23 protein-coding genes are annotated in these 21,200 nt (G+C 74.1%); 8 read left to right on the forward strand and 15 right to left on the reverse strand.

The features are described from left to right. Positions 1-165: 165 nt before the first annotated feature. Positions 166-909: a PIG-L deacetylase family protein gene (locus BAW75_RS02760; RefSeq protein ID WP_104112506.1), complete on the forward strand. Its 744-nt coding sequence runs from the start codon at positions 166-168 to the stop codon at positions 907-909. A 77-nt stretch (positions 910-986) separates the two neighbouring features. Here BAW75_RS02760 and BAW75_RS02765 read toward each other — a convergent pair whose 3' ends face one another. The 9 genes from BAW75_RS02765 to BAW75_RS02810 all read right to left on the reverse strand — a co-directional run bounded on the left by BAW75_RS02765 (position 987) and on the right by BAW75_RS02810 (position 6,922). Next, complete coding sequence (locus tag BAW75_RS02765; RefSeq protein ID WP_064446508.1) at positions 987-1,415, reverse strand: DUF2267 domain-containing protein; 429 nt, start codon at positions 1,413-1,415, stop codon at positions 987-989. A 296-nt stretch (positions 1,416-1,711) separates the two neighbouring features. After that, on the reverse strand, positions 1,712-2,581 hold the full coding sequence (locus BAW75_RS02775; RefSeq protein ID WP_104112508.1) for a DUF72 domain-containing protein: 870 nt from the start codon (positions 2,579-2,581) through the stop codon (positions 1,712-1,714). Positions 2,582-2,628: 47 nt separating this feature from the next. Beyond that, a complete protein-coding gene (locus BAW75_RS02780; RefSeq protein ID WP_043324464.1) occupies positions 2,629-3,027 on the reverse strand; it encodes a TraR/DksA family transcriptional regulator in 399 nt (132 codons plus the stop codon). A gap of 182 nt (positions 3,028-3,209) precedes the next feature. Next, positions 3,210-3,839, reverse strand: coding sequence for a nucleoside/nucleotide kinase family protein (locus tag BAW75_RS02785; RefSeq protein WP_069089814.1), 630 nt, complete (start codon positions 3,837-3,839; stop codon positions 3,210-3,212). 95 nt (positions 3,840-3,934) lie between these two features. After that, on the reverse strand, positions 3,935-4,540 hold the full coding sequence (locus BAW75_RS02790; RefSeq protein ID WP_030504027.1) for a winged helix-turn-helix domain-containing protein: 606 nt from the start codon (positions 4,538-4,540) through the stop codon (positions 3,935-3,937). 291 nt (positions 4,541-4,831) lie between these two features. Next, the gene (locus BAW75_RS02795) at positions 4,832-5,401 is read right to left on the reverse strand and encodes a winged helix-turn-helix domain-containing protein (RefSeq protein WP_043324471.1); all 570 of its coding nucleotides are present in this window, start codon (positions 5,399-5,401) and stop codon (positions 4,832-4,834) included. A 51-nt stretch (positions 5,402-5,452) separates the two neighbouring features. Continuing rightward, on the reverse strand, positions 5,453-5,947 hold the full coding sequence (locus BAW75_RS02800; RefSeq protein ID WP_069089869.1) for a rhodanese-like domain-containing protein: 495 nt from the start codon (positions 5,945-5,947) through the stop codon (positions 5,453-5,455). Positions 5,948-5,985: 38 nt separating this feature from the next. Beyond that, positions 5,986-6,438: a cysteine dioxygenase gene (locus tag BAW75_RS02805; protein ID WP_104112509.1), complete on the reverse strand. Its 453-nt coding sequence runs from the start codon at positions 6,436-6,438 to the stop codon at positions 5,986-5,988. A gap of 106 nt (positions 6,439-6,544) precedes the next feature. Then, positions 6,545-6,922, reverse strand: coding sequence for a cupin domain-containing protein (locus BAW75_RS02810; protein ID WP_064446127.1), 378 nt, complete (start codon positions 6,920-6,922; stop codon positions 6,545-6,547). 70 nt (positions 6,923-6,992) lie between these two features. Between BAW75_RS02810 and BAW75_RS02815 the strand changes: the two genes are divergently transcribed. Together BAW75_RS02815 and BAW75_RS02820 are read left to right on the forward strand one after the other, a co-directional pair. Continuing rightward, a complete protein-coding gene (locus tag BAW75_RS02815) occupies positions 6,993-7,385 on the forward strand; it encodes an ankyrin repeat domain-containing protein (RefSeq protein ID WP_104112510.1) in 393 nt (130 codons plus the stop codon). A gap of 47 nt (positions 7,386-7,432) precedes the next feature. After that, complete coding sequence (locus BAW75_RS02820) at positions 7,433-8,389, forward strand: DUF3500 domain-containing protein (protein ID WP_205796651.1); 957 nt, start codon at positions 7,433-7,435, stop codon at positions 8,387-8,389. Here BAW75_RS02820 and BAW75_RS02825 read toward each other — a convergent pair. The 6 genes from BAW75_RS02825 to BAW75_RS02850 form a co-directional block, all read right to left on the reverse strand. Further along, positions 8,367-9,119 carry a class I SAM-dependent methyltransferase gene (locus BAW75_RS02825; protein ID WP_104112512.1) on the reverse strand — a complete coding sequence of 251 codons (753 nt, stop codon included), beginning with the start codon at positions 9,117-9,119 and terminating at the stop codon, positions 8,367-8,369. The two genes, BAW75_RS02820 and BAW75_RS02825, sit on opposite strands and share 23 nt — an antisense overlap. Before the next feature lie 52 nt (positions 9,120-9,171). Next, the gene (locus BAW75_RS02830; RefSeq protein WP_104112513.1) at positions 9,172-9,675 is read right to left on the reverse strand and encodes a DUF2231 domain-containing protein; all 504 of its coding nucleotides are present in this window, start codon (positions 9,673-9,675) and stop codon (positions 9,172-9,174) included. A gap of 76 nt (positions 9,676-9,751) precedes the next feature. Further along, positions 9,752-10,492 (reverse strand): GAF and ANTAR domain-containing protein, encoded by a 741-nt coding sequence (locus tag BAW75_RS02835; protein ID WP_104112514.1) that lies wholly within the window; start codon positions 10,490-10,492, stop codon positions 9,752-9,754. 168 nt (positions 10,493-10,660) lie between these two features. Next, positions 10,661-12,955, reverse strand: a complete 2,295-nt coding sequence (secA2, locus tag BAW75_RS02840; RefSeq protein ID WP_043324478.1) for an accessory Sec system translocase SecA2 — start codon at positions 12,953-12,955, stop codon at positions 10,661-10,663. 158 nt (positions 12,956-13,113) lie between these two features. Continuing rightward, positions 13,114-14,202, reverse strand: a complete 1,089-nt coding sequence (locus tag BAW75_RS02845) for a zinc-binding dehydrogenase (protein ID WP_104112515.1) — start codon at positions 14,200-14,202, stop codon at positions 13,114-13,116. Next, complete coding sequence (locus tag BAW75_RS02850; protein WP_104112516.1) at positions 14,195-15,217, reverse strand: Gfo/Idh/MocA family protein; 1,023 nt, start codon at positions 15,215-15,217, stop codon at positions 14,195-14,197. The genes BAW75_RS02845 and BAW75_RS02850 overlap by 8 nt, the downstream gene beginning before the upstream one ends. A gap of 202 nt (positions 15,218-15,419) precedes the next feature. Here BAW75_RS02850 and BAW75_RS02855 point away from each other — a divergent pair, with 202 nt between their 5' ends. The 5 genes from BAW75_RS02855 to ctaD all read left to right on the forward strand — a co-directional run bounded on the left by BAW75_RS02855 (position 15,420) and on the right by ctaD (position 21,122). Beyond that, entirely contained in the window at positions 15,420-16,451 is a 1,032-nt protein-coding gene (locus BAW75_RS02855; RefSeq protein ID WP_208635172.1) for a glucosyl-3-phosphoglycerate synthase, read from the forward strand. A 19-nt stretch (positions 16,452-16,470) separates the two neighbouring features. Next, positions 16,471-17,625 carry a glycosyltransferase gene (locus BAW75_RS02860; protein WP_104112517.1) on the forward strand — a complete coding sequence of 385 codons (1,155 nt, stop codon included), beginning with the start codon at positions 16,471-16,473 and terminating at the stop codon, positions 17,623-17,625. 87 nt (positions 17,626-17,712) lie between these two features. Continuing rightward, positions 17,713-18,165 (forward strand): DUF4383 domain-containing protein, encoded by a 453-nt coding sequence (locus tag BAW75_RS02865; RefSeq protein ID WP_043330186.1) that lies wholly within the window; start codon positions 17,713-17,715, stop codon positions 18,163-18,165. Between the two features lie 134 nt (positions 18,166-18,299). Further along, positions 18,300-19,031: an ATP-binding protein gene (locus BAW75_RS02870; protein WP_043324490.1), complete on the forward strand. Its 732-nt coding sequence runs from the start codon at positions 18,300-18,302 to the stop codon at positions 19,029-19,031. 87 nt (positions 19,032-19,118) lie between these two features. Then, entirely contained in the window at positions 19,119-21,122 is a 2,004-nt protein-coding gene (gene ctaD / locus BAW75_RS02875) for an aa3-type cytochrome oxidase subunit I (protein WP_104112518.1), read from the forward strand. Positions 21,123-21,200: the final 78 nt, after the last annotated feature.

The following is a 21,200-nucleotide window of genomic DNA, read 5'->3' on the forward strand; positions in this document are numbered from 1 at the left end:
CCCGCGTGGTGCCGGGGTCCGTGTGCAGCGGGTGGTACCCCACGCCCGATCTTCTCTAACCACACCGTAGACGCCCGGACACCGTCGTACGGACGGTTCGCGGGGCAAGCGTCCGGGACCGGCGGATGCCAGGATGACGGAAGGACGACGTGCGAGGAGGTCCACGTGACGCAGCCGGAGCCGCTCACCCCACTGGCCGAGGACTGGCAGCGGGCGCTCGCAGTGGTGGCGCACCCCGACGACCTGGAGTTCGGCGCCGCCGCCGCGGTGGCGCGCTGGACCGCCCAGGGCAAGGAGGTCGTCTACTGCCTGCTGACCAGCGGCGAGGCGGGCATCGACGGGATGACGCCGGAGCGCGCCCGGGTGGTACGCGAGGAGGAGCAGCGCGCCTCCGCCGCCGTGGTCGGGGTGTCAGTGGTCGAGTTCCTCGGCCTGCCCGACGGGCTGCTGGAGTACGGCGTGCCGCTGCGCCGCGCCATCGCCGCCGCGGTGCGCCGGCACCGGCCGGACGTGGTGCTGACGAACAACTTCCGGGAGACCTGGGACGGGACGTACGCGCTGAACCAGGCCGACCACATCGCCTGCGGCCGGGCCACGCTGGACGCGGTCCGCGACGCCGGCAACCGGTGGATCTTCCCGGAGCAGCTCACCGACGGCATCCAGCCGTGGTCGCGGGTCCGCGAGGTGTGGGCGGCCGGGTCGCCGGCCGCCCGGCACGGGGTGGACGTGACCGACACGTTCGACAAGGGCGTGGCGTCGCTGCGGGCGCACGGGGCGTACCTGACCGGACTCGGCGACGGCGGTTTCGACGCCGAGGAGTTCCTGGAGGGCATGGCCCGGCCGGCCGGGCGCCGGCTCGGCGCGCGGTTCGGCGCCACGTTCGAGGTGTTCCAGATCAACCTTCAGTAGGGCGCGGCGATGTTCCTGGTCGGGACGCCGTCGGCCCGCCCCGCCGAGGGGGCGGGACGGGCCGGGCCGGCGCCGGGTCAGGGAATGAGCTGACGCAGATCCTTCGGCATGGTGGACTTCACGTCCTGCCACTCGCCCTGGGTGACGTGCCGGCGCAACGTGTCCAGCACGACCTGCACCACCCGCTGCGCGCCGCCCTCGACGTCGTACGGGAAGCCCTGGCGCACCTCGTACAGGAAGTCGTCGCGGTTCAGCTTGATCGGCACGTTCTCCGGCTGCCAGCCGTCGAAGTAGACGCCCCGCACCAGCACCGGCAACTGCTGGGCGAACTCGACGCTCTCCTGCACCGGCATCCGGTCCCGCAGCAGGTGCAGCACCGTACGCAACGCGGCGTAGGACTGGTTGCGCTGCTCCTTGGGCCAGCCGTACGCGGACTCGATCTCCTTGAGGATCACGTTCGTCTTGTCCAGCGAGGACTCGAACGCGGACAACATCTGTTCGGCCATCGGGATCACCCCCGTGCGTCGGTCTCCCAGCGTCGGTCTTCGGCGCGGCGCGCCGGTCCGCTGGGCCCCCGCCACAACCGGGTCGGACGGAACCGGCCGGGCCGTTCGGCCCGCCGAGGCGCCTCGGAGCTGCCGACCACGTGCAGTACGCCACCGCGGCGTCGATCCGCCACCACCCGTACCGTCATGACCCACCTCCTCGTCGCGGCGCCTCCGCCCGGCCGGCGGAGCGCGTCCACGGTCATGCTGCGTCGCGGACGGGTGAGCCGGCCTCACCCGGAGCGGGTGAGGCCGGCTCAGGCGTCCAGCAGGTCGGCGAGGGTACGGGCGTTGCGCTGCGCGTAGTCCCGATAGCAGTTGTTCATCAGGACGTGTGTCTGCTCGGCCTCGCCGGCCAGCTCGCGCAGTTTCGGCGCCCAGTCGCGCAGCTCCCGCTTCGAGTAGTCGTAGCCGAACTTCTCGTGGATGTCCTTGCTGGTCCACTTGTCGCTGTGCCCGTGGAAGCGGACCATCGCGAGGTCCGCGGTGGCGGCCAGCACCGGCGGGACGGACGACTTGTGTCCCTGCGGCATGTCCACGCAGACGAACGGCAGCGCGTGCTCACGCAGGAAGCCCAGCGTCTCGTCGGCGTTGTCGCCGTCGAACCAGGAGGCGTGCCGGAACTCGAAGACCGGGCGCAACGGCGCGCACCGGCGGGCCACCTCCAGCAGGTACTGCTTGTTGTCCCGCTTGATGGTGAACCAGGGCGGGAACTGGAACAGCAGCGCGCCCAGCTTGCCCGCCTCGACGAGCGGGTCCAGGGCGGACAGGAACCGCGTCCACACCTCCTCGTACGCCTGCGCGGGCAGGTCGTCCGGGTAGACGTTGCGCTTGTCCGTGTCCGGGCGCAGGTCCTTGTAGAGCGCGGAGACGCGGGTGGGGTGGCCGGTCAGCAGGCTGAACGCCTTGACGTTGAACGTGAACCCGGCCGGGGTGCGTTCGGCCCACAGCCGGGCGGTGCGCTCGGCCGGCGGCGAGTAGTAGGTGGCGTCCACCTCGACCAGCGGGAACTGCCGGGCGTAGTAGGACAGCCGGCGCTCCGGCGTGTCGGCGCTGTCCGGATACCAGCCGGAGTCGAGCAGGGTCCGGTCGGTCCACGAGGCGGTGCCCACCTTGATCTCACCCATGGCAGGAGTTCATCGCGTCGGCGGACCGACCGGCAACCGCATCGGCGTCAGGCCGCCCGCCGCTCCCGGGTCTGCTTGCAGGCCACGCAGGAGGTGGCGGACGGGAAGATCTCCAGCCGCTCCACCGGGATCGGGGCGGTGCAGCCCTCGCAGAAGCCGTAGGTGCCCTCGTCCAGGCGGGTCAGCGCGTGCTCGAACTGCGCCCGCCGGTCCAGGATGGTGCGAAGCAGCGACTGCGCAGTGTCCCGCTCGGCGGTCTTGGTGCCGCTGTCGGCCTGGTCGTCGCCGGCGGTGTCGCCGACCTCGACCAGCCGCAGCACGTGGCTCTGCGCCAGCGTCTGCTCGTACTCGGCGGTCAGCTCGTCGTACCGCGACCGCAGGGACTGCCGGATCTGGTCGACCTCCGCCTGGGAGCGGCCGGTGGCTGTCGTGTCGTGGACGAGCATCGCTGCCTGCCTTCCTACGTCCTCATACCGGACCGGGGCGGCCAGCGCCCCGGACCCCGGTCCGACTGTGGATGCGCGGGCGACGAGATCACCCGTGCTCTGTGAGCCGGGCGATTACCCCCGCCCACGGCGGGCCAAACCGGCTGTTTCCTGAGTGTTTCCGGTGAGTCCGTAGCCGCTGGTCAGGCCGCCTCGACCAGCGCGGGGCGGCGCGGGTCGTCGGCCCGGACCACCACGTCGGCGAAGGACGCGGGGTCGACCTCGTCGGCGTAGCGGGCGAAGGCGGGCAGCGTCCAGCGCAGCGCCGGGTCGGTACGCCGGTCCAGCGCCGCCGGGGACAGCACGAGGTGGACCGTGACGTCGAACGGCAACGCGCCGCCGAGCAGCAGCGCGCCGCTGACCACTACCACCCCGCCGGGCGGCAGATCCACGTACGCGGCCCGGCTGGCCCGATCGGCGGCGGCGTCCCAGAGCGACGGCAGCAGCCGGCCCGAGCCGTCCGGGCCGGCCGGGTCGAGCACCTCGCGGCGCAGTCCGGGCTCGTCGAGCCAGCCCTCGTAGTACGCGTCGGGGTTGGTGCGGCCGTGCTCCAGGCGGACCGAGGCGGGGCGGAGGAAGTCGTCGGCGCGTACGTGCAGCACCGGCCGGCCGGCGGCGCGCAGCGGGGCGACGAGGGCTTCGGCGAGCGTGTCCGGTGCGGCGGCGGGCGGGCCGTCCACGGCGACCCGCAGCCGGCCGGGCGTCCCGGTGCGGGCGAGACGCCCGGCCAGCTCGGTGACGAGCCGGTCGGGGCTGATCGGGCGCACACGCATCGGACCATCGTGCCGCGCGGGCGGGCGGGTCACCACCTGATCCCTCCGGGCGGTCGGGGCTCCGTCCGGCGGCGATCGGCGCGTGGGTGTCCCGGTCAGCCGGTGCGGTCGATGGTGACGCGGGCGTCGTCGGCGAGCCGGTAGCCGACGCCGTAGACGGTGGTGACCAGCGGGACGTCCACGCCGACCTTGCCGCGCAGCCGGCGGACGTGCACGTCGACGGTGCGGACGCCGGCGTGCTCGTACCCCCAGACCGCGTTGAGCAGTTGCAGGCGGGTGAACACCCGGCGGGGGTGGGCGACCAGGTGCAGCAGCAGGTCGAACTCCAGCCGGGTCAGCGGCAGCGGCTCGCCGTCGCGCAGCACCGACCGGGACGAGGCCAGGATGTGCAGGGTCGGGATGGTCGGGGCGAGCGGCCGGGACGGCGCGCGGCCGGCCGGGACGGCGTCGGGCCGGCGCTCGGCCGGAACCGCGGCGCTGACCACCGCGTCGCCGCGTTCGAGCATCTCGCGGGCGGCGTCGAGCAGCCGGCGCGCGGCCGGGGTGAGCGACTCCTCACAGGCCAGTGGGATGTTCAGGGTGACGGTGAGCATGGGCGCGGCGGTGTTGGCGGGACGACGCTGGCCGCCGGGGGGACGACCGGGGACCGCGGGTTGGGACGTATGCCATCCGGCGCGCGACGAGGCGGGGCTGACCGACATGGTCCTCCTTGGGCTGGTCCGGGTATCTCCCCACGGCCCGGGACGCCGCCTCATCGATGCTTCCCGGCGTCTCTGCGAGGGTCAAGAGGCGGCTGCGTTGCATGAATGTGACATTTGACGAACACATCGGAGCCGTGCGCTCGCTCTGCGTGCGAGGCCCGTTGATTACAGCAGAGCGCCGTTTCGGGCTGGTACGGGGGGTCTCCCCGGCGGTTCACAATGGCGGATGCGTCCTGAACGTGAACGCGGCGCACCCGGTTCTCCGGGTGCGCCGCGTGCGGGAAGGGCGGGTCAGGCGTCGCGGTCGACGGTGATCGCGGCGTCGTCGGCGAGGCGGTAGCCGACGCCGTAGACGGTGGTGACCAGCGGCGTGTCCGGCCCGAACTTGGCCCGCAGCCGGCGGACGTGGACGTCGACGGTGCGGGCCACCGCGTGCTCGTAGCCCCAGACGTTGGCGAGCAGTTGCAGCCGGGTGAACACCCGGCGCGGGTGCTCGGCGAGGAAGAGCAGCAGGTCGTACTCGATGCGGGTGAGCGTGATCTCGGTGTCGCCGAGCCGGACCCGGCGGGTGCCGGTGAGGATGCGCACGCCGCCGCCGGCCGGTGGCGGTGGCGCGGCGGCGGCGCGGCGCAGGTCGAGCACGGTACGGGCGGCCCGGTGCTCGTCCGGGCTCACCAGCGCCTCGCCGGAGGCGGCGAGCTCGTCCAGCAGCTCGGCCAGGCGGGCCAGGCCCGGCGTCAGTGGGCCGGCGCCCAGGTCGAGGGTGATGGTCACGGTCGGCGCGGTACGCGGCCGGGGCGGCACTGCCCGGTCGGGGCGGCCCGATCGGGCCGGACGGGTGGTGAGGGCGACGACGGACATGGGAGCCTCCTGTGCGGGCGGTCGCCCCGCCCCGCCGGTGTGGCGGGACGGTCAGCGGAGCGCCCCACCGGCGGTGACCGGGGGCGCGGCGGACGAGGGTCGGGTCGGCGGGGTGGGACCGAGCGTGGGCAGGCCGGCGATGTGCCAGGCGGCGAAGCCGCCGACGACGTCGGTGGCCTTGTGCAGGCCGATGTCCTGGAGCGCGGCGGCGGCCAGCGACGAGGTGTAGCCCTCCTGACAGAGCACGATCACCGGCACGTCGTAGTCGACCGCCTGTGGCAGCCGGGCCGCGCAGCGCGGGTCGAAGCGCCACTCCAGCACGTTGCGCTCGACGACGAGCGCGCCCGGCACGGTGCCCTGTGCGGCGCGCTGGGCGGCCGGGCGGATGTCCACCAGCAGCGCCCCGGCCCGGCACGCCAGGTGCGCCTGCTCCGGATCGAGGCGGCGCAGGCGGGCCCGGGCGGCGGCGAGGATCTCGTCGATGCCCCGCGAGCCCGGCGGCGGAGCCGGACAGCGCTCGGTTGCGGTGGTGGGGATCTGCGCCATCGTGGCGTCCTTCCGTTCGTCGGGGTTGCGGGGGTGGGTCACCAGGCCACGCCGGCCTCGGCCACCTCGGCGACCCGGAGCCGGCCGGCGACGAGGCGGTAGCGGGTCATCCGGGTCAGCGCCGGCCGGTAGACGTGCACGCTCACGGCGGGCTGGTCGCCGTGGTTGGTGACCTGGTGCACGTGCCGTACGCCGAAGCGCCGCCCGGCGCCGGCGGCGAGCCGGTGCGGGCGCAGCCGCGCGCCGCTGACCGTCTCCTCGGTGAGCACGCCGGCCACGACCAGGAACGCGCCGGCGCTGCCGCCGTGGTCGTGCAGGCCGGTGCCCTGTCCGGGCAGCCAGCTCAGCGCCCACACCTCGTGCTCGTCGCCGACGTCCAGGCGGGCGTACCACCGCTCGGACGCGTCGAAGCACAGCGGCACCGGCCAGCCGTCCGGGTCGGCCCAGCGGGCGGCGACGGCGAGCAGATCGGCGGGAGCGGTGCTGGTCATCGGCGGGACGTCCTCACGGTGCGGAGCGGATGTACCCGCACAGCTTAGACGGCAAAGCCTATCGGTTAAGTAGGTAATACCAGATGCTGGGACGCCGGCTCGCGGCTCAGCGCAGGACCGGCGGATCCACCTTGTAACCGGGCACCGACGGCCAGCGGACGGTGAGCACCGTGGACTCCCGCTCGGCGTACCAGGAGTGGTCCACGCCCCGGCCCCACACCACGTAGTCACCGGGCGCGCGCAACACCACCGTGCGGTCCGGCAGCTCGATCCGGAACGCGCCGCTGATCAGCACCAGCAGTGCGGTGCGCCGCTCACCCGTGGCCCACCGGGACCGGCTCTCCCCCGCCGGGTGCACGCCCCACTTCACCTCGACGTCGGTGCTGTGCCGCACGTCCCCGGCCGGCTTGAAGTGGCCCAGCAGCCAGCCCGCGTCGGTCGCGCCGTCCACCGCCGCGTTGCCCACGTACACCCGATCGTCCATGCGCGCGCCTCCCGTGCCCGGCTGCGCAAGCTACCAGGCGCGTCCGGCCTGGACGCCATAGCCTGGGCGGATGCCCGACGAACTCGACGACGAGACCATCGCCTTCGCCCACCGGATGTTCGACCTGGCCCGGGCCGGCGCCACCGGGGAACTGGCCGCCAACGTGGACGCCGGGCTGCCGGTCAACCTCACCAACGCCAAGGGCGACACGCTGCTGATCCTCGCCGCCTACCACGCCCACCCGGACACCGTGGCCGCGCTGCTGGCCCGGGGCGCCGACCCGGCACGGGTGAACGACAGGGGGCAGACCGCGCTCGCCGCGGCGGTGTTCCGGCGTCAGGAGGCGGCGGTCCGCGCGCTGCTGGACGCCGGCGCCGACCCGGACCACGGCGGCCCGTCGGCGGTCGAGACCGCCCGGTTCTTCGAGCTGCCGGACATGCTGGCGCTGCTGCGCCGCGAGTGAGCCCCAGGCGGTATACAGAGACGGTGGAGGATCCCGTACCCGAGCAGATGCGCGCGGCCGCGGCGGCGTTCCTGGCCGCGCTGGACGAGCCGGCCCGCGACGCCGCCCGGCACGCCTTCGACGACGAACCGGCCCGGCGCTGGCTGGAGTACCGGCCACGGCCCCGGCCCGGCGTCGCGCTCGCCGGCCTGGACGTCGACGCCCGCAAGGCCGCCCACCGGCTGCTCGCCACCGCGCTCAGCCCGGCCGCGTACGCGCAGGCCATGACCGTGATGGCGCTGGAAGAGGTGCTGGACCGGGCCGAGGACTGGCGGCGCGGACGGCACAGCGGCGACTACTGGGTGGCCGTCTTCGGCGACCCGGACCGCGACGACGACTGGGCCTGGCGGTTCGAGGGACACCACCTGTCGGTGAGCATGACCGTCGCCGACGACCGGGTCTCCCCCGCGCCGGTCTTCCTCGGCGCGAACCCGGCCACCGTCCGGCACGCCGGCCGCCCGGTGACCCGGCCGCTCGGCCCGGAGGAGGACCTGGCCCGCGAGCTGCTCGACGCGCTCGGTCCGGGCGGCCGCTCCGCCGCGATCATCGCCGACGAGGCGCCCGCCGACATCATCAGCGCCACCCGGGCCACCGCCCCCGGCCGGCTCGACCCGCCCGGCGTACCCCGGGGGCGGCTGCGGCCGACCGGCCGGGCGCTGCTGGACCGGCTGGTCGCGCTCTACCTGGACCGGCTCCCGCCGGAGCTGGCGGCCCGGGAGGCCGACCGGCTCGACGGCGGCGAGCTGCACTTCGCCTGGGCCGGTCCGGTCGAGCCGGGCCGGCGGCACTACTACCGGGTGCAGGGCGAGGACCTGCTGATCGAGTACGACAACACCACCGACGACGGCAACCACGCGCACACCGTGCTGCGCCGCCCGGCCGGTGACTTCGGCGCCGACGTGCTGGCCGCGCACCACGCCGCCGCCCACCGGCCCGGCCCGCTCAGCCCCGGCGCGCCTCGATGAGGAAACGGCGGGCGTACGCGACGAACGGTCCGTCGGCGCGGATCCGCTCGTCCAGGCGGCGCAGCTCGTCGGTGTAGCGGCCCACGGTGAAGCCGGGCACCGTCCAGACCACCTTGCGCAGGAACCAGACCACCGCGCCGATGTCGTGGAAGACGGCACGCAGCGTGGCCTCGCGCAGGTCGACCACCGTCAGCCCGGCGGCCCGGGCGTCGGCGACCGCCACCTCCGGGTGGCGGTGCTCCGGCGGCGGCAGCGGCCCGAGGATCGCCTCGCTCAGCTCCCGCACCGTGCCGGGGCCGATCTGCTGGGACAGGTAGGCGCCGCCGGGCCGCAGCACCCGGGCCACCTCGTCCCACCAGGTGTGCACCGGGTGACGGCTCACCACCAGGTCGAAGGCGGCGTCCCGGAACGGCAGCGGCGGGCGGTCGCCCACCCGCACCACTGTCGCGCCGAGCGGGCGAAGGTTGCGCCGGGCCACCGGCACGTTCGGCGGCCACGCCTCGGTGGCGACCAGCAGCGGCGGCGGCGCGGGCACCTCGGCCAGCACCTCTCCCCCGCCGGTGTCGATGTCCAGCGCCGCCTTCACGGCGGCCATCCGCTCGCCGACCAGTCGCGCGTACCCCCAGGGCGGGCGCTCCTCGGTGGCGCGGCCGCGCAGCCAGTCGAAGCCCCAGCCCTCGACCGGCGCCGCCTCGGCTTCGGCTACCAGTTCCTCAAACGTCCCGACCATGCCCGCGAGCCTGCCGCTCCGCGCCGACCGCGGCAACGGAATTCGGCCGGCGTCAGTACGGGCGCGGGGGGGCGATCTCGACTGTGGAACCGGCGGGCACGTCGGCGAACGGCTCGAACCCGGCCGGCTCGGTGACCCGGTCGAACTGCTGCATCAGCCGCGCGCCCAGGGCCACGCCGACCGCGCCGACGGCGAGCGCCACGAGTTCCGCGGCGAGCAGGACACCGGTCGCGCCCCGCTGCGGCGCGCTCGCCCGGATCAGGCAGGAGAGCAGGAACAGCGCCGCCATCACGGCGTTGACGAGGTTGAACATCAGCACCGTCCGGCTGGTCCGGCCGGCCCGCACGTCCCACAGGTCGACCATTCCGGCGACGGTGGTGAGCCCGGCCGCGACGAGCGCGGCCACCGCGGTCCAGTAGCCCACCTCACCGAGGAACGCCGGACCGCCCGCCACGTCGGCCAGGTCGAAGACCGCGGCACAGACGAACAGGCCGAACGGGAACGTCACCAGCATCGGTTGGATGGGGTGCCCCTGCACCCGTAGACGGCTCTGCATCGCTTCCTCCCCAGGTCCGCGCAGCTCACCAGTCCAGAGTGCTACCCGAGGCGCCGCGGGGCGAAACGACTGTCGCTCAGTTGTCCCGGGGCCGGGAGACGGTCAGCACGAGCCGCTCGGCGACCTCGCGCAGCGGGATGTCCAGCGAGGACGCCGCGCTGCGCAGCACCCGCAGGGCCTCCGGGGCGGGACAGCCGCGCTGTGTCATGATCACGCCGACGGCCTGCCCGACCACCCCCTCGGCCAGCAGCGTGTCGTCGAGCTGACCGGCGCGGCTGGCCGCCCGCTCGCGGTCGCGCGCGGCGGCCAGCAGCAGCCCGGCGTGCTCGGCCAGGAGCATCGCGGTGAGCTGGTGCCGGGGCGTCAGCGCGTCGGGCGAGTCGGCGTAGAGGTTGATCGCGCCGATGACCTGTTCGTCGATGTCGACCGGCGCGGAGATCACCCCGTGCACCCCCAGGGCGCGGGCCCGTTCGTTCCAGACCGGCCAGCGCGGGTCGCCGGACAGCCCGCCCGCGGTGATCATCTCCCGGCGGCGGATCGCTGTCATCGCGGGCGTGTCCGGGCCGTGCCGCAGGTCGTCCAGCTCGGCCCGCTCCGGATCGGAGGCGGCCACGCCGGCGGGCTCACCGGCGCGCAGCGCGGTGAAGCCGCAGCAGTCCACGGCCGGTACGGCGTCGCGGGCGATGCGGACCAGGCGGTCCAGCGCCTCGTCGAACCCGGCCGCGCCGATCAGTCCGGCGGTCAGCTCGCGCAGCAGCGCGGCGGTCTCCAGCACACCAAGGTTGTCGATCATGGGTTGGCGCGTGTCGAGGTTCACCGGGCCGTGGCCTCCACCGTCCACCCGATGTCCCCGCTCGGCGCCGTTGCCTGTCCCATGTCCGTCCCTCCTGTGGCCGGGCCTCGGCCTACTACCCTCCCAGACCGCGGGCGAAACCGCGCAAAAAGGCCCCTCCCGGTCGCGCCGGGAAGGGCCTTTCCGCGCGGGTCAGCGCGACCCGGAGATGAGCCGCCGGCCCACCGAGGCGATCAGCCGGTCCAGCTCCGAGCCGAACGGGTTGTCGTGCACGAGGTACGTCCAGGTGGCGCTCGGCCGCACCAGCTTCGACGAGTCCGGCTCCCAGCCCTCGTCGAACTCGGTCTCCTCGAACGTGGCCACGGTCCGCGTCTCGATCTCGGGCACCAGCGCGTTGAACGCCGGCACCGCGCTGCGGTGGAACTCGTCGAGCGGGTCGAGCCGGCCCAGCGCCCGCAGGTGCACGCCCTCGCGGACCTCGGACAGCTCGGCCAGGTGGTCGGCCCAGAGCCGGTCCAGGTGGTAGAGGGCGATCTTGCGGGCCACGTCGGCGAGCAGGTCCTCGTCCATCTCGCCGGCCTTCTCCGGCACCCGCTCCAGCAGCATCAGCGCGGCGATGTCGCTGGTCAGCAGCCGCTCCCGGCGCTCGGCGAGCGCCTTGCGCTGCTGCTCGATCACCTGGCTGTAGCGCCACGTGTTGCGGTGGATCTCGTGGTTGACGCCCTCGGCGACGCGCTGGGCGTGCTCCACCGCGTAGTCGACCTGCGGGTCGGTGACCAGGCCGTCGGCGTTCATCCGGGGCGAGGCCGGCACGGTGTCGCCGGCGTGCCGGACCACCAGGTCGTCCTCCAGGCTGACGAAGAACACCGACCCGCCCGGGTCGCCCTGCCGCCCGGCCCGGCCGCGGAGCTGGTCGTCGACCCGGCGGCTGTCGTGCCGGCCGCTGCCGATCACGTAGAGACCGCCCAGCTCGGCCACCCGGTCCCGGTCGGCCTGGTCGCTGCCGCCCAGCCGGATGTCGACGCCCCGGCCGGCCATCTGCGTGGAGACCGTCACCGCGCCGTACGCGCCGGCCTCCGCGATGATCCCGGCCTCCTCGTCGTCGTTCTTGGCGTTGAGCACCACGCACGACACGCCGGCGGCGTTCAGCGCGGCGGCCAGCCCCTCGGACTCCTTGACGTCGAGCGTGCCGACCAGCACCGGCCGCCCCGCCTCGTGGCAGCGCGTGATCTCGTCGACCAGCGCCTCCTCCTTCTCGGCGCGGGTGGCGTAGATGCGGTCCGGCTCGTCCTCGCGGACGCAGGGGGTGTTCGGCGGGATCACCGCGACCTCGAGGCCGAAGAACTCCCGGAGCTGGTCGCCGACGAGCACCGCGGTCGCGGTCATCCCACAGACCGTCGGGTAGAGCGCGATGTACGCCTGCACGGTGATCGTGCCCAGCACCTCGCCCTCGGCGGTGGCGTCCAGGCCCTCCTTCGCCTCCACCGCGGCCTGCAGCCCGTCGGGCCAGCGGCGGCGCTGGGCGACCCGGCCGCGCATCTCGTCGATCAGCTCGACCGAGTCGTCCCGGACGATGTAGTCCACGTCGCGGTGCAGCAGGGCGTGCGCGTGCAGCGCCACGTTCACCGCGGAGAGCTGCCCGACGTGCTCCTCGTCGTACAGGTCGATGCCGCCGAGCTTGGCCTCGACGGTGGCCAGGCCGACCGAGGTGAAGGCGACGCTGCGGCCGTCCTCGGCAACCGTGTAGTGCTTGCCCTTGCGCAGCCCGCGTACGAGCGCGGCGGCGGCGTGCACCGGGTCCTGCTCGCCGCCGACCGCGCCGGCCAGCACCATCGGCACCCGGGCCTCGTCGATCAGGATCGAGTCGGCCTCGTCCACGATCGCGGTCTTCAGCGGCGGCTGCACCCGGTCGGCCAGGTCGGTGACGAGCTGGTCGCGCAGGAAGTCGAAGCCGGCCTCGCTGACCGAGACGTAGGTGACGTCGCAGGCGTACGCGGCGCGCCGCTCGTCGGGCGTGGACGCCTCGTTGACCCAGCCGACGCTGAGCCCGAGCAGGTCGTAGACCGGCGTCATCCACTCGGCGTCGCGGCGGGCCAGGTAGTCGTTGACGGTGAGCACGTGCACCGGGCCGTTGCCCAGCCGCACGTGGCCGTACGCGGCGACGGTCGCGGTGAGCGTCTTGCCCTCACCGGTGGCCATCTCGGCGACCTTGCCGGACAGCAGCGCCATCGCGCCGAGCAGCTGCACGTCGTAGGGGCGCTGGTCGAGCCCGCGCCGGGCCGCCTCGCGCCCGATCGCGCAGATCTCCTCGTACCCCGACGCCTGGCCGGCGGCCTCGGTCAGCTCGGCGTCGGAGAGCTTCTCCAGGTCAGCCTCGCGCGCCTCGATCGCCGGCAGCAGCTTCTCCAGCGGAGCCAGGTCGACAGTCGTCCCCGGGCGCTGGAGGAACCGGCGGAACCTGGTCTTCAACCGTTGCGACACACCCATGAGCGGCAACGGTACGCGAACCGGAGCCGATTGTGACCCCCGCCCGCCGCGCGCCGGGTTCCGCCCGCCCCGTCCGCTTCCGTCGATCATGAGGTTGGCGGCGTCCGGCGTCCGATTTGTCGCCGTCAACCTCATGATCGACGCCCTGGAAAAGGGAGTCAGGGGGTCAGGATTGCCTGGAGTTCTGTGCGGCGGCGTTGGGCCAGGTCGGTCAGCAGGGCGGGGGCCTCGTCCAGGGGGACCACGGCGGAGATCAGGTGCTTGCGGATCATGTCGCCGTACTGGCGCAGCAGCTCCACCGTCTCCGCGGACAGCCGCTCGCGGTCCCAGGTGGGGGCCAGGCCGCGCGGCACCCGGCCGATCTGCGCGCACCGCAGCGACAGCCCGTTGTGGTGGAACTCCTCGCCGAGCCGGACCGCGTCCGCGCCGGCCTGGTAGAACGCCAGGTCGATCACCGTGCCCTGCGGTCGCAGCAGGCGCAGCGCGAGTTGCAGCGCCCAGTCCTGGCCGCGGCACTGGAAGACCACGTCCGCGCCCCGGTCCCCGGCCGCGTGGTTCCACCGGGTCTTGAGCACCACCGCCGGGTCGTCCGCGTCCGGGTCGAGCGTGTCCAGCCCGAGCGCCTCGGCGACCTGCCGCCGGGCCAGCGTCGGGTCGACCACGACCACCGAGGCGGCGCCGTGGCGGCGGGCGAACAGCGCGGTCAGCAGCGCCACCACGCCGCCGCCGACCACCGCCACCCGGCGACCGCGTACGCCGTCGCCGAGCGTGCGCACGTCGGCGCCGCACAGGTCGGCGGCGGCGTGCAGCAGCCCGTTGGCGCAGATCGGGCCCATGTGCGCGACGTACACGCCGAGCAGCGGGTCCAGGTCGTCGGGCAGCGGCACGAACCGCTCGGTGAGCGGGTCGGCGACCCAGCCGCTGCGGTGCCCGTACGTCATGGCCCCGACCTCACCCACTGCGACGGCCGGGGTCCGGCTCTCCACCACCCGCCCGACCTGCATGTAGCCGAGCCGGGTCACCGGGTACGGCGTGCTCGCCTCCCCGGGCCGGAACAGCCCGAGCGCGGCGTCCCAGGTGACGTGCAGGTACGGGTTGGTGCCCTTGACGAAGCTCAGCTCGGTGCCGGCGGACACGCCGCTGTAGAGCGTCTCCACCCGGAACGTGCCCTCGCGCAGCTCCGGCGCGTCCAGTTCGGCCAGCTCGACCCGGCCCGGGCCGCCGACCACCACCACCCGGTCACGCATCGACGCCCACCCCCGCGTCCACGACCGGCGCGGTGAGCCGCGACGCCGGGCCGGTGGGCAGCGCCACCGGCCGGCCGGTACGCGCCGACTCGGCCACCGCCAGCGCCAGCCGGTGGGTGCGCAGCGCCTCGGCGTACGGCACCCGGACGTCGTCGCCGAGACCACGAACGGCGTCGACGAAGGCCCGGTCGACGGCGATCCGCGCGCCGTCCGGGTCGGCGGGCAGGTGCCGCTCGCCGTCGCCGTCCCGGACGGTCAGGCCGTCCTCGGCCAGCCACAGCGCCAGCCCGTCGGCGAGGATCTCCACGCCGGCCCGGTGCTTCCAGCCCAGCACGCACGACGCGGCGAGCGTGCCGACCGCGCCGGAGCCGAAGCGCAGCGTGGCCGCGGTCACCGAGTCGATGTCGGCGCCGTCGACCGGCGGCGGGCTGCCGTCGCCGTACGCGCTCACCTCGACCGCCTCGCCGGCCAGCAGCCGGACCAGGTCCAGCACGTGCGCGGCCTGCTCGACCACCGGGCCGCCGGAGCGGTCCCGCCGCGCCCACCAGGCCACCGGCGGCACCTTGTCCAGCCAGGCGCCGTTGACCATCCGCACCGGGCGGCCGGCGAGCAGCCGCCGGGCCTCCTCCACCACGTGCAGGTAGCGCCAGTGGTGCCCGACGCCGGTGAGCAGCCCGCGCTGCTCCACCAGCGCCGCGACCCGCTCGGCGGTCTCCAGGTCCAGCGCCACCGGCTTCTCCACGAACATCGGCACGCCGGCGGCGACCACCGCCTCCTCGACCGGCCCGTGGGCGAACGGCGGCACGCAGACGTACACCGCGTCCGGTCCGGCCGCGAGCAGCTCGTCCACGTCGCGGAACACCCGGCCGCCGTACGTGCCGGCGAGCGCCCGCGCCGCGTCCGGCGCGACGTCGGTGACGCCGAGCAGCTCCACGTCCTCGAAGCCGGTGAGCACCCGGGCGTGGCGTTGCGCCACCCCGCCGGCTCCGACAAGTCCCACCCGGCAGGTACGCATCCGACCAACCCTCTCGCCACGACTGGAAGACTGCGGTCACCACTCCCCGCGGCGGCCGCGCCCGAAACGCCGCCGAGGGGCGCAACGCAACGTTCATCTGCCCGGAACCGCCCGGTACGCACCTGGTGATCAGGTTGTCAGGCAAGATCCGGTTAGCGCGGATGCGGGATTGGGAAAAGCATGGTTCGCGATTCCACCACTAATGGGGGTGCCCGTGCGGGAATCAGATTCGACCGTCTCACCTGTGGTGGAGGCGTGGGCCACGTACCGCACCAGCACCGCCGCCGACTGGCCGGCGCAGCGACTGGTCCGGGCAAAGGGAAACAGCCGGGTCAGCGTGGTGCTGCCGGCGCGCAACGAGGAGGCCACGGTCGGCGCGATCGTGGCGACGGTCCGGGAGCACCTGATGGACCGGGTGCAGCTGGTCGACGAGCTGATCGTGGTCGACTCCCGGTCCACCGACCGGACCGCGCGGGTGGCGCGCGCGGCCGGCGCCGAGGTGGTCAGCCAGGACGCGATGACGCGCGGGCTGCCCCGGCTGACCGGCAAGGGCGACGCGCTCTGGGCCGGGCTGGCGGCGGCCGAGGGGGACGTGGTCGCGTTCGTCGACGCCGACCTGCGCGAGTTCCGGCCGCACTTCGTGACCGGGCTGCTCGGGCCGTTGCTCACCGATCCGAGCGTGGACTTCGTCAAGGGCTTCTACCACCGGCCGCTGGTCGGCGCCACGAGCGTGGAGCCCGACGGCGGCGGCCGGGTGACGGAGCTGATGGCCCGGCCGCTGCTCAACCTGTTCTGGCCGGAGCTGGCCGGCTTCGTGCAGCCGCTCGCGGGCGAGTACGCCGGTCGCCGCCAGGTGCTGGAGCGGGTGCCGTTCGTCACCGGGTACGGGGTGGAGACGGCCATGCTCATCGACCTGCTGGAGCTGGTCGGGCTGGACGCGCTGGCCCAGGTCGACCTGGGCGAGCGCAAGCACCGGCACCAGGACACCGCGGCGCTGGGCCGGATGTCCGCGCAGATCATGCTGACCGCCTGGTCGCGGCTGCAACGGCGCGGCTGGGCGGCGCCCGGGGTGATGCCGGGCGCGCTGCTGACCCAGTTCCGCCGCGGCGGCTCGGAGGCGCTGCCCAACCTGGACCGCGAGGTCGTGGTCAACGACGTGTCGGTGCAGGAGCGCCCGCCGCTGGCGCAACTGCGGCACCGCATCCCGCGCCGCCGCCGGGTCGCGGCCGCGTGAGCGCGAGGAGGAACAACGCATGACGCTCACCGTGCTGATGAACGCCGGTCCGTGGCTGTCCGTGCCGCCGCCCGGCTACGGCGGGATCGAGAACGTGGTGGCCACGCTCGTGCCGGAGCTGCGCCGGCTGGGCGTACGGGTGGTGCTGGCCTCGGTGGAGAGCAGCACGCTGCCGGTGGACGAGAAGATCGCGGTCTTCCCGGACGGCCAGTTCCACGCGCTGCAACGGCCGTACAACCAGGTGTGCGGCGTGTCCCAGGCGCACCTGTCCGGGGTGGTGCGGGCGCTGCACGCCCGCGACGACATCGACCTGGTGCACGACCACGTGGAGGCGGTCGGGCTGGCCACGCTCGCGGCGATGGGCCCGGACGCCCCGCCCGCGCTGCACACGTTGCACTGGGACCTGGCCAAGCACCCCGAGCTGTACGGCAACCTCGACGGCGGCGACCGGGTACGGGTCAACGGCGTGTCCGCGTCGCAGCTGGCCCGCGCGCCGGAGGCGCTGCGCGCGCACGCGGTGGGGCACGTGCACCTGGCCACCCCGCTCGCGGTGGACGCGGACCGGCAAGCCTCGGTGGCGAAGGGCGACCACGTGGTGATCCTCGGCCGGATCAACCCGGGCAAGGGGCAGGACCTGGGCGCGCGGCTCGCCCACGAGGCCGGTTTCCCGCTGGTGCTGGCCGGGCCGGTCGGGCCGTACCACCGGCCGGAGGATCTCGCCGCGGCCGGCGACGAGGCGCGGCAGAACCCGGACGTGCGCTTCTTCCACGACCACGTCGCGCCGTACGTCGACGGCGACCGGGTGCGCTGGGTCGGCACGGTGGCCGGGCGGGACCGCGACGACCTGGTCGCCTCGGCGCGGGCGTCGCTGTTCCCGCTGCGCTGGGAGGAGCCGGGCGGCACCGCCGTGGTCGAGTCGCTGGCGCTGGGCACGCCGGTGGTGGCCACCGCCCGGGGCTGCCTGCCGGAGCTGGTCGAGCACGGCCGCACCGGCCTGCTCACCGGCGTCGAGGAGGAACTGGGCGACCTGGTTCTCGCCGCCGGCGGCCTGGAGCCGGACGAGTGCCGGCGCGAGGCGGCCCGGCGGTTCACCCCGGCCCGGATGGCGCAGCGCTATCTGGAGCTGTACGAGCGGGTCCGCCAGGGCGCGGCGCAGCCGTTGCAGCCCGCCTGACGTACGCCGCCGGCCCGGCGTTTGCCCGCGCCGGGCCCGGGAAACCGTCGCTCCCCGCGTGGCGAGGAGGCCGGCGTGACGAACTCGATGGCGCACTCCCGGGCGCGCCGCAACCCGGCCGACGGCCGGGCGCCGGTGCGCCGGATCGCCTCCGGGTTCGCCGTGCTCCTGCTGCTGCTCGGCGCGCTGGGCTTCGTGCCCGGCATCACCAGCGACTACGCGGACCTGCGCTTCGCCGGCCCGGGGTCGGGCGCCCGGCTGCTGGGGCTGTTCCAGGTCTCGGTCGTGCACAACCTGGTGCACCTGGTCCTCGGGGTGGCCGGGCTGGCGCTGGCCCGTACCGTCGCCGGGGCCCGCGCGTTCCTGGTCGGCGCCGGGGCGGTGTACCTGGCGCTGTGGCTCACCGGCCTGGCGGTCGACCGGCGCGACGCGGCGAACGTGCTGGCGGTGAACCGCGCCGACGCCTGGCTGCACCTGCTGCTGGGCGCCGCCATGCTGGTCCTGGGGCTGCTCGCGTCGCGACGCGGCGACCGCCGCTGACCTGCGCCCCGGCGGCCCGGATGCCCGGTTTCGGGGGCCGGGGGCCCGGGTACGTCCGTAGTCCTCCGGCTGCGGGAGGCGGCGACCGCCGCGGCCGGGCGACCCTCCCCGACGAAACGGAAACGAGGACGGCGATGGTGACCCGGATCAGGTGCGAGGTCCGCGACGAGTCGCCGGTCACTGTCGTACGGCTGGCCGGCGCGCTCGACCTGGGCACGATGCGCGCGGTGCACGAGGTGCTGGACCGGTGCCTCGCCGCGCAGCCGGACGCCCTGGTGGTCGACCTGGAGGAGATCGAGGTCGGCGAGCCGCTGGCGCTGTCCGTCTTCGCCGCCGCCGCGCGGCGCGCAGCCGACTGGCCGGCGGTGCCGATGGTGCTCGCCGCGCCCTGCGCCGAGACGGCGGCCTGGCTGAACGAGACCACCGCCTGCCGGGTGGTGCCGGTGCGCCGGGACTGCGCCGAGGCGGCGGCGCTGGCCGGCGCGGATTCGGCGCCCCGGCTGCGGGCGCGGCTGGAGCCGGTGGCCGGGGCCTGCCGGCGGGCGCGGGAGCTGGTCACCGAGGCGTGCGGCAGGTGGAACGTGCCGGAGCTGGCCGGCCCGGCCTCGCTGGTGCTCAGCGAGCTGGTCGGCAACGTGGTGCGGCACGCCGGCACCCCGATGCAGGTGACGCTGACGCTGCGCCGGCCGTACCTGCGGGTGGCGGTGATGGACGGCAGCCCGGCCGACGCGCGCGCCGCGACCAGCCGCGACCCGCGCGCCGAGGGGGGCCGTGGGCTGATGCTGGTGCGGGAGCTGACCCAGCGCTGGGGAAGCACCCCGGTCGGCGCCGGCAAGGTCGTCTGGGCCATGCTCCCCGCTAATTGACCGAATTCTCCGCTCTCGCCTGGTTACATGGGCAGTGGGCCGGGTACGCCCGCCCGTCCTGTCTGTCGTCACACGGGGTGAGATGCCATGCCCAAGCGGGTAGTCACGGAACCGGCACGAGACCGGGGGCCCGCGATCCTCGCGCCGGCCCGGTTCGGGGGCTTCCCCGGGCCCGTACGGGAAGCGGTGAAGGGCAACGCGCTGTGGCGGTTGCTGCGCACCACCGACGCCAAGCAGATCGGCCTGCTCTATCTGATCACGTCGTTCGCGTACTTCATCGTCGGCGGGATCCTGGCGCTGGTCATCCGGGCGGAGCTGGCCCGGCCGGGGATGCAGATCGTCTCCCCCGAGCAGTACAACCAGATGTTCACCATGCACGGCACGGTCATGCTGCTGCTGTTCGCGACGCCGCTGTTCTTCGGGTTCGCCAACTACCTGGTGCCGCTGCAGATCGGCGCCGCCGACGTGGCGTTCCCCCGGCTGAACGCGTTCGCGTACTGGCTCTACTTCCTGGGCGCGCTGATGGTCGTGGGCGGGTTCGCCACCCCGGCCGGCGCGGCGGACTTCGGCTGGACCGCGTACACGCCGTTGAGCACCGCGCAGCACTCCCCCGGCGTCGGCGGGAACCTGTGGGTGGTCGGCCTGGCCGTGTCCGGCCTGGGCACGATCCTCGGCGCGGTCAACCTGATCACCACGATCGTGACGCTGCGGGCCCCGGGCATGACCATGTTCCGGATGCCGATCTTCACCTGGAACGCGCTGCTCACCAGCGTGCTGGTGATCTTCGTGTTCCCGCTGCTGGCGGCCGCGCTGATGGCGCTGGCCTCGGACCGGCTCCTGCACTCGCACGTGTACGACTCGACGACCGGCGGGCCGATGCTGTGGCAGCACCTGTTCTGGTTCTTCGGCCATCCCGAGGTCTACATCATCGCGCTGCCGTTCTTCGGCATCATCACCGAGATCATTCCGGTGTTCTCCCGCAAGCCGATCTTCGGCTACACCGGCCTGGTGCTGGCCACCATCGCCATCACGGTGCTGTCGATGACGGTCTGGGCGCACCACATGTTCGCCACCGGCCAGGTGCTGCTGCCGTTCTTCAGCATCCTGAGCTTCCTGATCGCGGTGCCGACCGGCGTGAAGTTCTTCAACTGGATCGGCACCATGTGGAAGGGACAGATCACGTTCGAGACGCCGATGCTGTTCGCCGTCGGCTTCCTGGTGACGTTCCTGCTCGGCGGCCTGACCGGAGTGCTGCTGGCCAGCCCGCCGCTGGACTGGCAGGTCACCGACAGCTACTTCGTGGTGGCGCACTTCCACTACGTGATGTTCGGGACCATCGTGTTCGCCGCGTTCGGCGGGCTCTACTTCTGGTTCCCGAAGATGACCGGGCGGCTGCTCGACGAGCGGCTGGGCAAGATGCACTTCTGGACCATGTTCGTCGGCTTCCACGCCACGTTCCTGGTGCAGCACTGGCTCGGCAACGAAGGCATGCCCCGCCGGTACGCCGACTACCTGCCCGGTGACGGCTTCACCACGCTGAACACGATCTCCAGCATCGGCTCGTTCGTCCTCGGCGCGTCCACCCTGTTCGTGATCTGGAACATCTGGAAGTCGTGGCGGTACGGCGCGATGGTCACCGTGGACGACCCGTGGGGTTTCGGCAACTCACTGGAGTGGGCCACCACGTGCCCGCCGCCGCTGCGCAACTTCGACCGGATGCCGCGCATCCGCTCCGAGCGGCCGGCGTTCGACCTCAAGTACGGCCCGCTCGTCTCCGACCTGGGCCGCGACCTGCCGCAGCGCACCACCAAGCCGCCGCAGACGTTCCGGGAGGAGCTGCACCACGAGCGGCACCTGCCGGAGTCCCCGTCGGCCGGCGGCGCGTACGGGGCGCCCGAGGCGGTGGACTACCAGCCCGCTCCGCAGTCCGGCGCCCGGCCGGTGGAGGTGCCGGTGCCGGAGGAGGTACGCCGGCCCAGCTTCGAGGAGACCGACGAGCCGGAGGACAGCGCGCTCAACGCCGAGCGCGACGACCAGCCCGACAACAGGTGGCGGCACCCGCGCGGGCACGGGGACACCCCGGAGAACTGAGACACCGGACGGGGGCCGGCGCCGTGCGGGCGCCGGCCCCCGTCGCGTACGCCGCGCGCCGGCTCCCGTGGTGGGAGC

Origin of the sequence: Micromonospora chalcea (genome assembly GCF_002926165.1) — a bacterium.
Taxonomy (GTDB): domain Bacteria; phylum Actinomycetota; class Actinomycetes; order Mycobacteriales; family Micromonosporaceae; genus Micromonospora; species Micromonospora chalcea.

Coding starts and splice junctions, on each gene's coding strand:
- BAW75_RS02845 (WP_104112515.1), bottom strand. CDS start 14,202: ATGCGTGACCGGGTGGTGGTGGTCGGCGGCCCGGGCCGGGTCGAGCTG.
- BAW75_RS02825 (WP_104112512.1), bottom strand. CDS start 9,119: ATGGTCGGGACGTTTGAGGAACTGGTAGCCGAAGCCGAGGCGGCGCCG.
- BAW75_RS02810 (WP_064446127.1), bottom strand. CDS start 6,922: ATGGACGATCGGGTGTACGTGGGCAACGCGGCGGTGGACGGCGCGACC.
- BAW75_RS02850 (WP_104112516.1), bottom strand. CDS start 15,217: ATGCGTACCTGCCGGGTGGGACTTGTCGGAGCCGGCGGGGTGGCGCAA.
- BAW75_RS02855 (WP_208635172.1), top strand. CDS start 15,420: ATGGGGGTGCCCGTGCGGGAATCAGATTCGACCGTCTCACCTGTGGTG.
- BAW75_RS02790 (WP_030504027.1), bottom strand. CDS start 4,540: ATGTCGGTCAGCCCCGCCTCGTCGCGCGCCGGATGGCATACGTCCCAA.
- BAW75_RS02780 (WP_043324464.1), bottom strand. CDS start 3,027: ATGCTCGTCCACGACACGACAGCCACCGGCCGCTCCCAGGCGGAGGTC.
- BAW75_RS02815 (WP_104112510.1), top strand. CDS start 6,993: ATGCCCGACGAACTCGACGACGAGACCATCGCCTTCGCCCACCGGATG.
- BAW75_RS02830 (WP_104112513.1), bottom strand. CDS start 9,675: ATGCAGAGCCGTCTACGGGTGCAGGGGCACCCCATCCAACCGATGCTG.
- secA2 (WP_043324478.1), bottom strand. CDS start 12,955: ATGGGTGTGTCGCAACGGTTGAAGACCAGGTTCCGCCGGTTCCTCCAG.
- BAW75_RS02795 (WP_043324471.1), bottom strand. CDS start 5,401: ATGTCCGTCGTCGCCCTCACCACCCGTCCGGCCCGATCGGGCCGCCCC.
- BAW75_RS02865 (WP_043330186.1), top strand. CDS start 17,713: ATGGCGCACTCCCGGGCGCGCCGCAACCCGGCCGACGGCCGGGCGCCG.
- BAW75_RS02870 (WP_043324490.1), top strand. CDS start 18,300: ATGGTGACCCGGATCAGGTGCGAGGTCCGCGACGAGTCGCCGGTCACT.
- BAW75_RS02775 (WP_104112508.1), bottom strand. CDS start 2,581: ATGGGTGAGATCAAGGTGGGCACCGCCTCGTGGACCGACCGGACCCTG.
- ctaD (WP_104112518.1), top strand. CDS start 19,119: ATGCCCAAGCGGGTAGTCACGGAACCGGCACGAGACCGGGGGCCCGCG.
- BAW75_RS02860 (WP_104112517.1), top strand. CDS start 16,471: ATGACGCTCACCGTGCTGATGAACGCCGGTCCGTGGCTGTCCGTGCCG.
- BAW75_RS02805 (WP_104112509.1), bottom strand. CDS start 6,438: ATGACCAGCACCGCTCCCGCCGATCTGCTCGCCGTCGCCGCCCGCTGG.
- BAW75_RS02785 (WP_069089814.1), bottom strand. CDS start 3,839: ATGCGTGTGCGCCCGATCAGCCCCGACCGGCTCGTCACCGAGCTGGCC.
- BAW75_RS02765 (WP_064446508.1), bottom strand. CDS start 1,415: ATGGCCGAACAGATGTTGTCCGCGTTCGAGTCCTCGCTGGACAAGACG.
- BAW75_RS02820 (WP_205796651.1), top strand. CDS start 7,433: ATGCGCGCGGCCGCGGCGGCGTTCCTGGCCGCGCTGGACGAGCCGGCC.
- BAW75_RS02800 (WP_069089869.1), bottom strand. CDS start 5,947: ATGGCGCAGATCCCCACCACCGCAACCGAGCGCTGTCCGGCTCCGCCG.